At 52.6% G+C, this 13,762-nt stretch carries 12 protein-coding genes; 10 read left to right on the forward strand and 2 right to left on the reverse strand.

Annotated features, from left to right (window positions below; all coding sequences use genetic code 11):
- Window positions 1–2: 2 nt before the first annotated feature.
- The 8 genes from dalD (at window position 3) to AC1WNR_RS01680 (ending at window position 9,085) form a co-directional block, all read left to right on the forward strand.
- A complete protein-coding gene (gene dalD, locus AC1WNR_RS01645; protein WP_481642802.1) occupies window positions 3–1,388 on the forward strand; it encodes a D-arabinitol 4-dehydrogenase in 1,386 nt (461 codons plus the stop codon).
- Window positions 1,388–2,116, forward strand: coding sequence for an SDR family oxidoreductase (locus AC1WNR_RS01650; RefSeq protein ID WP_481642803.1), 729 nt, complete (start codon window positions 1,388–1,390; stop codon window positions 2,114–2,116). The genes dalD and AC1WNR_RS01650 overlap by 1 nt, the downstream gene beginning before the upstream one ends.
- Window positions 2,117–2,216: 100 nt before the next feature.
- Window positions 2,217–3,131, forward strand: a complete 915-nt coding sequence (locus AC1WNR_RS01655) for an AraC family transcriptional regulator (protein ID WP_481642804.1) — start codon at window positions 2,217–2,219, stop codon at window positions 3,129–3,131.
- Between the two features lie 110 nt (window positions 3,132–3,241).
- Window positions 3,242–4,267, forward strand: a complete 1,026-nt coding sequence (locus tag AC1WNR_RS01660) for an IS110 family RNA-guided transposase (protein WP_481642805.1) — start codon at window positions 3,242–3,244, stop codon at window positions 4,265–4,267.
- 411 nt (window positions 4,268–4,678) lie between these two features.
- Complete coding sequence (gene gmk, locus AC1WNR_RS01665; protein WP_481642806.1) at window positions 4,679–5,296, forward strand: guanylate kinase; 618 nt, start codon at window positions 4,679–4,681, stop codon at window positions 5,294–5,296.
- 64 nt (window positions 5,297–5,360) lie between these two features.
- A complete protein-coding gene (gene rpoZ, locus AC1WNR_RS01670; protein WP_481642807.1) occupies window positions 5,361–5,573 on the forward strand; it encodes a DNA-directed RNA polymerase subunit omega in 213 nt (70 codons plus the stop codon).
- A gap of 61 nt (window positions 5,574–5,634) precedes the next feature.
- Window positions 5,635–7,761, forward strand: a complete 2,127-nt coding sequence (locus tag AC1WNR_RS01675; protein WP_481642808.1) for a RelA/SpoT family protein — start codon at window positions 5,635–5,637, stop codon at window positions 7,759–7,761.
- A gap of 46 nt (window positions 7,762–7,807) precedes the next feature.
- On the forward strand, window positions 7,808–9,085 hold the full coding sequence (locus AC1WNR_RS01680; protein ID WP_481642809.1) for an HDOD domain-containing protein: 1,278 nt from the start codon (window positions 7,808–7,810) through the stop codon (window positions 9,083–9,085).
- A 64-nt stretch (window positions 9,086–9,149) separates the two neighbouring features.
- Here the strand turns inward: AC1WNR_RS01680 and AC1WNR_RS01685 are convergent, their stop codons facing one another.
- Together AC1WNR_RS01685 and AC1WNR_RS01690 are read right to left on the reverse strand one after the other, a co-directional pair.
- Window positions 9,150–10,061 carry a dienelactone hydrolase family protein gene (locus AC1WNR_RS01685; RefSeq protein ID WP_481642810.1) on the reverse strand — a complete coding sequence of 304 codons (912 nt, stop codon included), beginning with the start codon at window positions 10,059–10,061 and terminating at the stop codon, window positions 9,150–9,152.
- Between the two features lie 145 nt (window positions 10,062–10,206).
- Complete coding sequence (locus AC1WNR_RS01690; RefSeq protein ID WP_481642811.1) at window positions 10,207–12,105, reverse strand: ATP-binding cassette domain-containing protein; 1,899 nt, start codon at window positions 12,103–12,105, stop codon at window positions 10,207–10,209.
- A 62-nt stretch (window positions 12,106–12,167) separates the two neighbouring features.
- Between AC1WNR_RS01690 and AC1WNR_RS01695 the strand changes: the two genes are divergently transcribed.
- Window positions 12,168–12,653 (forward strand): DUF2390 domain-containing protein, encoded by a 486-nt coding sequence (locus tag AC1WNR_RS01695; protein WP_481642812.1) that lies wholly within the window; start codon window positions 12,168–12,170, stop codon window positions 12,651–12,653.
- Between the two features lie 3 nt (window positions 12,654–12,656).
- Window positions 12,657–13,607, forward strand: a complete 951-nt coding sequence (locus tag AC1WNR_RS01700) for a histone deacetylase family protein (protein WP_481642813.1) — start codon at window positions 12,657–12,659, stop codon at window positions 13,605–13,607.
- Window positions 13,608–13,762: the final 155 nt, after the last annotated feature.

The raw sequence follows: 13,762 nt of genomic DNA on the forward strand, positions 1-13,762 counted from the left end.
CTATGAGTCAGGCACTCACACAACTACATCTTGGATTGGGCTCGTTTCATCGTGCCCATCAGGCGCTCTACATGCAGTTTCTGCATGACATGGGCGATACATCCTGGGAGCTTGCCGGCGGAAATATCCGCCCGGACATGGCAGAGCTGATTGAAGCGCTGCAAGCTCAGAATGGAGCCTATATGCTTGAGACAGTCTCACCTCAGGGTGAACGCGAATACAAGCAGATCAGCTCAATTAAGCGAGTGATTAGCTGGGATGCTGAACTCGCGGGTTTGACTGCGGTAGCTGTGGAACCGACCACACGTATCATCTCCTTTACCGTAACAGAGGCGGGCTACTATCTGGATACCAGTGACAAGCTGGATCAGAACTACCCGGATTTGGTATCCGATATCAAAGGCGATACCTGCTGCACGCTCTACGGTGCGCTGTCGCGCTTGTTGGATGCTCGCCGAGCTACCAATGCAGGCCCAGTGACTCTGATGAACTGTGATAACTTGCGTGCAAATGGTCACCGTTTCGCTGCAGGTTTTAAACAGTTCTTAGAACTTCAGGGTAAAGCTGAGCTGCTGGATTGGGTTGAAGAGAATACCAGCACGCCTAACGCCATGGTGGATCGCATTACACCACGCCCAACACCGGCTGTTGCTGATCGTGTAAAGGCCGCCACAGGCGTTGACTGTAAAGCAGCCCTAATGGGCGAAAAGTTTATTCAGTGGGTGATTGAAGATCACTTTATCGCTGGCCGCCCTGCTTGGGAGAAGGTTGGCGTGGAGATGGTTGAAGATGTGATGCCCTATGAAGAGGCTAAAATTCGCATCCTCAATGCGACACATAGCTGTATCGCTTGGGGCGGAACGCTGGCAGGCTTCAACTACATTCATGAGGGTACGTTAGACGAGGAGGTGTGCAAATTCGCATACGACTACGTCACAGAGAATGTAATTCCCTGTTTGACACCTTGTCCGCTACCGTTAGAAGAGTACCGCGACGTTGTTCTGGATCGTTTCTCGAATCCAAACATTCAGGACACCAACGCCCGCGTGGCGATGGATGGTTACTCAAAAGTGCCTGGCTTTATTTTGCCGACTATCCGTGAGTCGCTTGAGAAGGGATTGGATCTGAGTGCGGTTGCGATGCTGCCAGCCTTTTATCTATCGTTCCTGCTACGCGAGAACAAAGGGCTGATCCCATACAAGTATGAAGATCAGTTGATGGATCCTCAGAGCTTCAAGCGTATTGTAGAATCTGACGACCCAGTGGCCGCTTTTGTAGCGGAACCCCTGTTGTTTGATGATTTGGCGGGGAATGAGCAGGTGACCGCGGCGGTGCGCGACGCCTATGCCCGTTCTGAAGCCTTTACTGCGAAACGAGGCGCGTTCTAATGAGTGGATTGCTAGAGGGAAAAGTTGCAGCCGTTACCGGTTCTGCATCAGGAATAGGTTTGGCCAGTGCTGAGGCGATGATGGCCGAAGGTGCCCGGGTTGTCTTTGTTGATTACAACGAAGCTGCACTGGCTAATTTGGTTGCCAAACATGGTGGCTCTGCCATCCCTTTGGCAATTAATCTGCTTGATGCAGATGAGTGCGCATCCATGATGCCGCGCATTCTGGATCAAGTAGGCCAGCTCGATATTTTTCACGCAAATGCCGGCCTCTATGTAGGCGGTGACTTGCTGGAGAATGATCCGGCAGCGATCGACCGCATGCTGCAGCTGAACGTGGCTGTAGTGATGAAAAATGTTCAGGCTGTACTTAAACATATGACCGAGCGCGGTACTGGTGATGTGTTGGTTACCAGTTCGTTGGCGGCACACTATCCAACCCCCTGGGAACCGGTGTATGCGTCGTCTAAGTGGGCGATTGATTGCTTCGTGCAGACCACACGTCGGCAGATGTTTAAACATGGAATTCGTATCGGATCGGTCTCACCCGGTCCGGTAATTACCGGTCTGTTGGCGGACTGGCCGGCAGAGAAACTAGCTGAGGCGAAAGCCAATGGCAGTTTGGTGGAGACAGAAGAGATTGCACAAGCGCTGATCTTTATGCTGACTCGACCAAGGCACGTTACCATCCGCGATATGGTGATAATGCCGACTAATTTTGACCTCTGATTTAGAGGTAGGGACACTGAAGCTGAACGTTGTTCAGCTTCATTATTAGGGTCTCTGAGCTTACAGAAATATAATAAAGCTCGTGTAGTGAGGTAGTGGTATGGCGCAAGCAACCAGAGTGCATCAGGCACCCGAAGTTGAAAAAAATTATCAACGAGCACCGGAGTTAGGGTACGAGCCTGACGACGTCGGTCTGTTACGATTTCTTGAACATGGCGCGCCACATCCTCTCATTCGTTGGCATATCCACGACGAGTACGAGCTACATATGATCACCAATACCTACGGCAAAGCCTTTGTTGGGGACTACATTGGTCATTTTGGACCGGGGCAGTTGGTGTTAACAGGTCCTCGCCTTCCGCATAACTGGATCACGACTGACTATCCTGAGGGTGGCGAAGCCCCGTTGCGTGATCGCGCTGTGCAGTTTGGCGATACACCCATTCGTGAGGCGGCCAAGCTGATTCCTGAGCTGCAGACTATTCTTCCGTTGTTAGATCGTGCCAAGAACGGTATCGAGTTTTTTGGAATTAGTAACCAAGTCTCTATCTATCTGGACCAAATCAAAGACAGTGTTGGTAGCAAGCGTCTAGCAGTTTTTATCGAACTGATGACAGAGCTTGCAAATCACAGTAACTACCGCCTGCTATCCTCCGCACAGATTCAGAGTGAGGATGATCAGCAGCAGCTCGATCAGGTGAATGATGTGGTTGAGTTCATCACCTCCAACTACGCTGAACCCTTTAGCATGGCTGAGGTTGCAGAGCGCTTCGGTATGAGCGAGAGCCGCTTCTCGCGCTATTTCCGTCGCTCTACAGGCAATACATTTACTGACTTCGTTAACCGCGTGCGCGTGAATAAAGCTTGTCAGTTGCTGCTGGAGACGGATAAATACATCAGTACCATCTGTTACGAGGTCGGCTTCAACAATGTGGCCAACTTTAACCGGCGCTTTAGTGAGTTCCGCGGTATGACCCCGAGTGAGTTCCGTAAAACGGGTAAGTTAAGGTATTAGGCGCGCTCTGTAGGCCACTACTTTGTGTGAAATGTGATGGACCCACCCACTCTGTGCCAAGATTGGTTTTGAAAGATCAATCAAGTACGGCATCCAAGAAGGGGGTCCACATGAATAAGACTAGCATTATTGGTATCGATCTGGCGAAGAGTGTTTTTCAAGCTCACGGTATGACGAGCAGTGGTAAACAGACGTTTTCGCGTCAGCTCAAGCGCGCAGAGGTCGCTAAGTTTATAGCTAAACAACCCAAATGCATTATTGGTATTGAGGCGTGCGGTGGTGCTCACTATTGGGCCAAGTTGTTCGAGCAGTATGGCCATCATGTGAAGATCATCCCGCCTGGCTACGTAAAGGCGTACGTGCGGGTTAATAAAAATGATAAACGGGATGCCGCAGCGATTGCGGAGGCAGCGTCCCGAGAGCAGGCACCGGTAGTAGCCGTCAAAACAACTGAACAGCTTGACCTACAGGCTTTGCACCGAGTCCGCGAAGACTCGGTTAACAACCGAACCCGCACCGGCAACCGGATAAGAGGACTGCTTGCAGAACAGGGCATCGTAGTAAAGCGCGGACATGCTGCAACTCGCTACGAGGTCGCGTTGATACTTGAGGACGCTTCAAACGGGTTAAGTTATAGCTTAAGAGAGATCATTGCTGATCTGAGAGAGGAGTGGCTACGCTGTGATGATCGAGTTGATTACTACACCTCACGGATCGAAAAGATCGCTAGGTCTGATGCGCGCTGTAAACGGTTGATGACGATACCTGGTGTAGGCCCAGTCATATCGACCTTGCTGGTTGCGTATGCGGGGAATGGTCAATCATACCGGGGCAGTCGCGACCTAGCCGCCTCGTTAGGCTTGGTGCCCGCCCAGCACTCAAGCGGTGGTAAAGACGTGTTACTGGGGATCAGTAAACGAGGAAATCGACAGTTGCGCAAGCAACTGGTACACGGCGCGAGGGCTGCATACCGCTCACTAGAGAAATGCCCCGAAAGCAGCCGACTTGGCTTGTGGGCACAAGGCTTGAGGGCTTCAGGCAAGCACGTAAACAAGATCGTGGTAGCGATCGCAAACAAGCTAGCCCGTATCGCCTGGAGCTGCTTAGTAAACGAAAGAGATTACAAAGCGTTGTAACCAACGTAGTACGGAGCCTGCCCAAGGCAGGATAAATAGAGTTAAACCCAACCAAAGAGTTGCGCAGAACGTTAAGACACGACAGATAAGATCGACTTGCTGAAAATCTGAAGATCCCTGTGGCTCACCAAGAAGCCGGGTAGGAGATAAGAACAGCAAGAGCACATCTCATAATGGCCCGGGTGGATACGCCCAAACTGAGAGGCCGGATATAAGCGTGCAATCTACTTCTATCGAGTCAAAACGGTCTTGCAACAAACGGGTGGGTCCATATAAGGGATCTGGCGAAGCCAGGTCGCGACATGAAATTTGGTCGCGACCTTCTGCTCTGCACAAGATCCCTCCTAAAAATCCTCATTTTTTGCTACATTTACACCATTCGCTCATATCCCCAAGGCACATCATCGGCTTATGCACTCTAAAGGTACGCTCTACATCGTCTCTGCACCCTCAGGTGCGGGTAAAACTAGTCTGGTTAAGCAGCTGTTGGAGCGTGATCGTAAGATCATGGTGTCAGTCTCGCACACCACGCGCGAGCCGCGCTGGGGCGAAGAGAATGGCGTTGCTTACAACTTTGTCTCAACGGAAGAGTTTGATGAGTTGATTGCCCGCGGCGCTTTCCTGGAGTACGCAGAAGTTTTCACAAACAAGTATGGAACCTCGCAGCTCTGGGTACAGGACCAGCTGGATAAAGGCCGTGATGTGATTCTTGAGATTGATTGGCAGGGTGCGCAGCAGGTGCGTCGCCTCGTTCCTGAAGCGCTGTCTATCTTTATTCTGCCACCCAGTCGTGAAGAGCTGGAGAGTCGCCTGCACAGCCGCGGCACCGATTCACACGAAGTGATTGAGCAGCGTATGTCCCAGGCAATCAGCGAGATGTCACATTATGGTGAGTATGATTACTTGGTGATTAACGACGATTTCCAAACGGCACTGCAGGAGCTACACGCGATCTTCCTTGCGACACGTCTGCAACAGCCGACTCAGGCACAGAATCACGAGCATCTATTGGCGGCGCTCTTGTCTTAGGGTGGTGATAATCTGTACAATCGCCGGTTCCGAAATTTAGTGTAAATAGTTTGAGGCTTGTTAAATGGCTCGCGTAACAGTTGAAGATTGCCTGGATAACGTAGAAAACCGCTTTGAGTTGGTTATGGTTGCATCTAAGCGTGCTCGCCAGATCCAGGTTGGCGGCAAAGACCCTAAGGTTGAGTGGGAAAACGACAAGCCGACTGTTGTCGCTCTGCGTGAAGTTGCAGAAGGTCTGACCACACCAGCCGTTCTTGACGAACAAGAAGCCGAGTAAGCTTCCAACTCCCTCGCCTTTGCGGCATCATCTACGCAGTAACCCTCTATACTGATAGATGATGCCAAACATAGACGCACTCTCCGAACGCCTTCACGACTACCTGGATCCTGCACAGATCCAGCGGGTTAGGCGCGCCTATTTCTATGCCGAGCAGGCACATGATGGCCAACGCCGCAAAAGCGGCGAACCCTACGTGACTCATCCCCTCGCTGTTGCCAATGTTCTGTCAGAGATGCATATGGACCATGACAGTTTGATTGCGGCGATGTTGCACGATGTCATCGAAGATACTGAGATCAGTTATGAGGGCATACATACTCAGTTTGGTGAACAGGTCGCGACTATCGTTGATGGCGTCTCCAAACTGACGCATCTTGAGTTTGAAACCAAGGCTGAAGCCCAAGCTGAGAACTTTCAGAAAATGGTGCTGGCGATGGCGGAGGATATCCGCGTTATCATCGTGAAGCTTGCCGACCGCTTGCACAATATGCGCACTCTCGGTGCGATGCGCCCTGATAAGCAGCGTCGCATTGCAAAAGAGACACTGGATATCTATGCGCCGATCGCCGCACGTTTGGGTATGCGTGATCTGCAGGTCGAGTTGGAGGACTTAGCCTTTCAGGCTTTCCATCCGATGCGCGCTAAATATATCCGCCGTGCGGTGGTAAAAGCGCGCGGGCAGCGCAAGGACATCATTACTGAGATTCAGCAGGCAATTCAGAAGCGCCTGGATCAAGAGCACATGAGCGGCATTGTCACCGGTCGCGAAAAGCACCTCTACTCCATCTACCGTAAGATGAAGAGCGAGAATCGATCTTTTGCCAGCATCATGGATGTGTTTGCGTTCCGAATTGTGACCGAAACAGTTGATGACTGTTATCGTATTTTGGGCGCAGTTCACAACCTCTTCAAGCCAGTTCCGGGTCGTTTTAAAGATTATATCGCCATCCCCAAAGCTAATGGTTATCAATCGCTGCATACCGATCTTTTTGGTGCGCGCAACATCACCATTGAGGTGCAGATCCGCACCAAAGAGATGGATGCGGTTGCCAGCCAGGGTATTGCTGAGCACAGCCACTACAAAGTGTATGGCGACTCAGAGAGCGCAGTCGGCTCCTACAACCGTGCACGAAAATGGGTTGAAGGGCTGTTGGAGATGCAGCAGCGAGCCGGTGACTCTATGGAGTTTATCGACAGTGTGAAGAAGGATCTCTTCCCTGATGAGGTGTATGTGTTCACCCCTAAAGGGAAAATATTCGAGCTGCCACGTGGCTCCACGCCGGTCGATTTTGCCTATGCGGTGCATACGGATATCGGCAACTCCTGTGTCTCCTGTCGTATCGACCGCAGACTCGCGCCGCTATCTGAGCCGCTATCGACTGGTCAGACAGTTGAGATTATCACCACACCGCGAGCCCAGCCCAACATGGCGTGGCTCAATTTTGTTGTAACCGGGAAGGCACGGACTTCGATTCGTCACTTCCTAAAAAATCAGCAGCGGCATGAGTCCGTGGAGTTGGGACGCCGTCTGTTGAATCAGTTCTTGGCGACCTATGACCTGAGCATTGAGCAGGTGGACTCTGAAAAGTTGGAACAATTGCTTAAAAGCGCTGATCTCAATAAGCTTGATGATCTGCTCGAGGATATCGGTATGGGTAACCGTATGGCCTATGTCGTTGCTCGAATGCTGCAGCCCGATCCTTTTATTGAGGCCTCGGAAGCTCAGCAAGATCGTGCTCGCGGTGCGGCGGTGGGTATACGTGGTGCTGAGGGTATGGTGATGCATTATGCCCGCTGCTGTCATCCAATTCCTGGTGATAGCATAATTGGCAATATTTCGACGGGTCGTGGATTGGTGGTACACCGCGCAGATTGCCGTAACCATAAGAAGAAATCGAAAGACGAAGAGCAGCGTACTATCTACCTCGAGTGGTCAGAGACAAATGATGATGAGTACCCGGTGGTATTGCAGCTTCAGGTCGAATCACAGCGCGGCATGATTGCGCAATTGGCAATGGCGGTATCGGCTGCAGGTGCTAACCTTCTTAAGGTGGACTCCGGTGAAAAAGATGGCCAGATGAACGCCGTCTCCATGGAGCTCACCGTGCATAACCGAGTACACCTTGCGCGAGTGATGAGAAAACTCAAAACAGTGCGACAGGTAACGCGCGTTACACGTCAATAGTTTAGGGAGCTCCGAGTCTCCCGATCCCGTAGATTGGAGTGTGGCTATGGAGCAACAGGGGCAGAACCTCAGGCTTCTGATGATGCAGGATGAGCTGGGCAAGCACCTGCTCGTTATCCCTGCTGATATGGAACTCAAAGCGGATCTATTGGAGGAGGCGACCGACCGCCAACTCCGCGCTATCTCTCCAGCCGCGCTACAGCGATACTTTCGCCAGCCAGGTATGCGCCGTCCCGAAGGTCAAGCTAAGCTTTTTGATGGCCTCCCTGTCCTAGCGGACAGCTCTGTTAGAGCCGACGAGCCCCTCTTACTCGAGGCGACAACCGGTATGCTGATCGATATGGATCTTGCAGAGACCCGCTTAAAAGATATGCCGCGCGCTAATCTGGGCCGTCGAATTGCGCCTGTTAAGACGCCCGATGATAGCTTGGATAAACAGATAGACTCTGCGCTGTTCGAGCACACTCAACGCCGTATCGGAGAGCGTATCGAAGAGACCCTCTCTATCCCCACCCTTTCACCAACAACTCAAAAACTGCTGCAGTTACGTGGCAATCCTGATGCAGGTATCGGAGAGCTTGTGCCTTTGGTCAGCTCCGACCCCAGTTTGAGCTCACAGGTGGTAGCCTGGGCGAATTCACCGATGTTCGCTGCGCCTGGACGGGCCAAGTCAATTGATGACGCAGTGGTACGTATCCTTGGCTATGACCTAGTGCTTAACCTGAGTATCTCTATGCTGCTCAGCAGTGAGCTCAATTTTGAAGTGAAGGGGCCGCGCGGCGCTGTACCCTTCTGGACGCGAGCACTGGCTACAGCTCGCTTGTCGGAGTTGTTGGCCCGTCAGATCCCAGTCACGCGCCGACCCTCCATGGGGTTGGTCTATTTGACCGGCTTGCTGCACAACTTTGGGACTCTTATTCTGGCTCACCTTTTTCCACCGCAGCACGCCAAACTCTGTCGAGCTATCGAGCTAAACCCGCATATCGAAGCTTGGCGCCTCGAGCGCAGTCTGCTGGGAATTGATAGTGCACAACTGGCTGCTTGGCTCTTCCGTCACTGGGCTTTGCCGAACACACTGGTTGAAGCTATTGAATGGCAGAATCAACCCGAGCATGCGCCGCAGGGCTCAGCTATGGCCATGTTGTTGAGTCTCTGTAATCGACTTTTACGCGAACAGGGTTTTAGTGACGGCCCGGTTGAGGCGCTACCGGAGGGTATCACCGAAAAGCTTGGGCTCAGGTATCAGCAGATTGAAGAGGCCGTGCAGCTGTTTGAGGGTATGCGCGAAGAGATTGCAGAGACGGTTTCGCAATTGAATGGATAAGTTATCGCGTGCTGTGCTCGCTCCTACAGATCGGGAGCGAGCGTAGCACGCCACCTAAAGCGCCCTAGGCTAATTCAGCCTTAAAGAACTCAACGGTTCGGCTCCATGCCAACTCTGCAGCCGCCTCGTCATAGCGACCGGTAGAGTCGTTGTGAAAACCGTGATTAGTCTGCGGGTAAACGTGCGCAGTGTAGCTTTTGCCTAGCTTATCAAGTACCGCTTGGTACTCTGGCCAGGTGGCATTTACGCGTTTATCCAATTCAGCAAACTGAATCACCAGTGGTGCAGTGATATTCTCAAAGCCCTCACTCGCAGGGGTGCCGTAGAAGGGGACGCCGGCGTTAAGGTCGGCACCGAGATCAACTGCGAGCTTGTTGACTAAGTAGCCACCGAAGCAGAAGCCGACCATACCCAGTTTGCCATTGCTGAAGCTGTGGTTTTTCAGCATCTTGGAGGCGGCGATAAAGTCCTGCTCAATCTTGCCGCGATCAAGGGTCTTCTGCATCGCACGGCCATCATCGTCATTGCCGGGGTAGCCACCGAGCGGGTAGAGCGCGTCTGGGGCAAAGGCGATAAAACCAGCCTTGGCGAGACGTCGAGCCACATCTTCGATGTAGGGGTTGAGGCCGCGATTCTCATGGGCAACCAGAACAGTCGGTGCCTCGTTCATCTCATCGACGCCGGTGGGTACGACTAGGTAACCGCGGCCTTCGCCATGGCCCATAGGTGAGTCAAATTTTACGTAGGTGCCCTTGATGTCTGGGTCGGTAAAGTCGACCTGATGCGCCAGAGCGTAGTTCGGTGTTAGTGCTGCGGTCATCGCGCCCAGAGTCAGGCCGGCGATTCCCAGTGTGCCGAGGCGTGCTAAGAAGGTCCGTCTATCAATATCTCCATGCGCATACTCATCGTACCAGTCGAACGCGACCTGGGGGATGTGCAAAACCTCGTTTGAAGCTTGTTGTTGCTGAGTTTGCATCTGTGCTCTCCTAAAGTTAATGCAGCAGTCTGCTTTCAGGCTTACGGCGCCCTTTACTGTTCAGACTGCTACGAGAAATATAGAAGAGATTTTTGAATCAGGTAGGTGCGTTTTCAAGCCGACACCGAGTTGAACGAGCCCCGATCTACAGCGACGCCTCAAGTTCGTCCAGCGCTTCCTGGCGCTCCATCCAGTCGTTCTCAGCTTGATTGAGCCTGCTGGATAGCTCAGCTTGTTGTGCCAGCAACTCCTTCAGCTCAACTTTGCGCTCATCGCTGTAGATGTCAGGGTCAGCAAGCTGATTCTCTACCTGCTCGAGTTTTGTGCTGATGCTATCGACCAGCTCCTCAAGCTTTTCGACCTGCTGTTTTAGGGGGCGCAGTTTGGCGCGTCGTGCAGCTTCAAGGCGCTTCTGCTCTTTGCGATCAGCTGCACTGGCACCGCGACTCTCGGTAGTGATCTGCGGTTTAGCCTCTGAGCGCTGTGATGCCAACCACTGATGGTAGTCGTCTAGGTCGCCAGAGAACTCCTCCACCTTACCGTCTGCTACGAGCAGGAACTGGTCAACGGAGTTTGCCAACAGGTGACGATCGTGCGACACCAGAATGATGGCACCCTCAAAGCTCTGCAGGGCCAGCGTTAACGCGTGGCGCACTTCTAGATCTAGGTGGTTGGTCGGTTCGTCGAGTAGCAGCAAGTTTGGCTTACGCCAAGCAATCAGAGCCAGGGCTAAACGCGCCTTCTCACCACCAGAGAAGCGTTTAATCGGCTCCAGTGCATCATCCCCGCTAAAGCCAAAGCTACCCAAGAATGACCGCAGATTCGCTTCGCTCGCCTTAGGATCCATGCGCTGCAGATGCAGCATCGCTGAAGCCTCGAGGTCGAGCGCTTCAAGTTGATGCTGGGCAAAGTAACCAACGCTCAGATGTTCGCCGGCCTGGCGCGCACCACTAATAAGTTCGAGATCACCCATCAGGGATTTCACTAGGGTCGATTTGCCGGCGCCGTTGCGCCCCAGCAGGCCGATACGCTGTCCAGGTACAAGGCTTAATTTAATTCCGTCGAGAATTTTTGCTCCGGGGTAACCCAAATCAGCTTGGTATAAATTTAACAGCGGCGATGAGATTTTATCGGAGCTATCAAAGCGGAAGGTAAACGGACTGTCGATATGAGCCGCCGAGATCATCTCCATGCGCTCGAGTTCTTTGATTCGGCTCTGAGCCTGTTTCGCTTTGCTCGCTTTAGCTTTAAAGCGACGCACGAAGTCCTCAATCTGTGCAACGCGCTCTTGCTGCTTCACGTAGGCTGCCTGCTGCTGCGCTAGACGCTCCGCACGCATGCGCTCGTAAGCACTGTAGTTACCTTTATAAAGGTGCAGCTTGCGCTGGTGAAGATGTACAACGTGACTCGCGACAGCGTCAATGAAGGTGCGGTCATGCGAGATCAGAATTAGCGTACCGGGGTAGTTGCGCAGCCAGCTCTCTAGCCAGAGCGTGGCGTCTAGATCCAAGTGGTTGGTGGGCTCGTCCAGTAACAGTAGATCAGAGCGACTCATCAGTGCTTGGGCAAGGTTCAAGCGAATACGCCAACCACCCGAGAAGGCATTAACCGATTTTGACGCATCGGCTGTGCTAAAGCCGAGGCCGTCCAGCAGTTGATGGGCGCGTGATTCAGCGCGATAGCCGTCTATCGCTTCCAGCTCGGCATGCAGGGTACCCACCTCGGTGCTGTGATCAGCCTCTGCTTGCGCCAGTTTTGCTTGAATATCGCGCAGTTGCAGGTCGCCATCCAGCACGTAATTCAGTGCTGTTCGATCACTACTCGAGACCTCTTGCGCCATATGCGCTATCTGCTTGCGGTCAGGTACACTGAGATCACCGGCGTCCGCATGTAGCTCGCCCAAAAGTAGTTTGAATAGACTCGATTTGCCTGCACCATTGGCACCCACGAGGGCCAATTTCCAGCCGGAATGGACGCTCAAGTTGGCGCCGTCGAGAAGTTTTGTAGAGCCGCGCAGCAGGCTGAGGTTTTCGAGTCTGATCATGGTCGCGGATAGTACCAAAAAGCGTGCTAGCATAGGGAAAACTTTCGCTATTGGAGTTGTCTGTGATCCCTGACGGCATTAGGTTGCAAAACCCGCTCTGGGAGTTTGCACTGGAGGTCTACCCAAGGCTGAGCGAGCCGCTGTTAGCACTACAAACTGAGGGTGCGCGGGTCAATCAGCTACTCGCTGCTCTGTGGTGTGTTGAGACTGGGCGAGCTTGGCCCGGCCCAATCCCGAAAGAGATTGAGGCTTGGCACAACATCGAAGTCTTACCCATGCGCCAACGACGTATGGCGCTCAAACCGCAGTTAGCGGACCATCCCGAGCTAGAGAAACTCTACCAGGCCTACAAACAGGTGGAGTTGAACTGCGAGCGGGTTGAGTTGGCTATGCTTTATCAGTGGTTGGAAGGAAGGCCGTCCGGGGAGGCTATTGATCTGGCAGCAACAATAGCTGATGTGCTCGAGCTCAATCGTATACCGCGCCCCTCCCAAAGGATGCAGCCCCTAATAATTGCTTATCAGAAATTAATTAGCGAGAGGAGTTAAGCGATGGCCTTAACGCTATTCACTCACACCGACTTTGAGCTACACAATATGGGCGACAGTCACCCTGAGTCGCCACAGCGTTTGGCCTCTATCCGCCAATCGCTTGAGGAGTTTGCGAGTGATGAGCTCGAACTTAATGACAAAGCACCGCTCGCCGAAATCGAACAGCTGAAGCAGACCCATCAAGCCGCCTACATCGACAACCTTATCGAGAAAGATGGCTGGCTGGCGCTACGGGTCAAAGAGGGGGAGGTGAATCCTGAGGTTCAACTAGACCCCGACACTGCGATGATGCAGCATACCTGGAAAGCAGCTCGGCGCGCAGCCGGAGCTGGTATTGCAGCGGTTGATGCGGTCTTAGATACCAACAATAGGCGTGCTTTCTGTGCCGTGCGTCCGCCGGGCCATCATGCGTTACGCGACGGAGCTATGGGCTTTTGCGTGTTGGGTAACATCGCCATTGCTGCACATCATGCGCTGAATCATCGTGGTTTGAAACGCGTGGTGATTGTCGACTTTGATGTTCACCATGGCAACGGTACGGAGAATATCGTAGAGGGTGATGAACGGATTCGGCTCTACTCCTCCTACCAGGCCAACTATTACCCGTTTCCAGACATTAGCGCAGCCAAACCGAATGTAATTCACACACCCCTCGCTCGCGGAAGTGATGGTGCTATTTTTCGCGAGGCTGTGACGCCTTGGTTTGCCGATATTGATGCGTTCGCGCCTGAACTTATTCTGATCTCCGCGGGCTTTGATGCTCATGCTGAGGATCCGCTAGCGCAGATTAAATTAGTCGAAGAGGATTATCGCTGGATTACGCTTGAGCTGATGAAACTGGCTGACAAGCATGCCGATGGTCGCATTGTCTCTATGCTCGAAGGTGGCTACAACCTTAGTGCTCTCGGTCGTTCAGTAGCGGCACACATCGAAGTGTTGGTAAAGAGCTAGATATCATCCTCGCTGTCGTACGCTGCATTTGTGGGAGGGATCTGCCGCAAAGTCGCAGGTCGCGACTTATTAATTTCCTCCAGAGGTTGTTTTCATGTGGAATTCATCTTAGGTTGTCAGCCTAGTCTTAGTTGATACAGCATTCAAAGTCTATT

It is taken from the genome of Marinobacterium marisflavi, assembly GCF_982447095.1.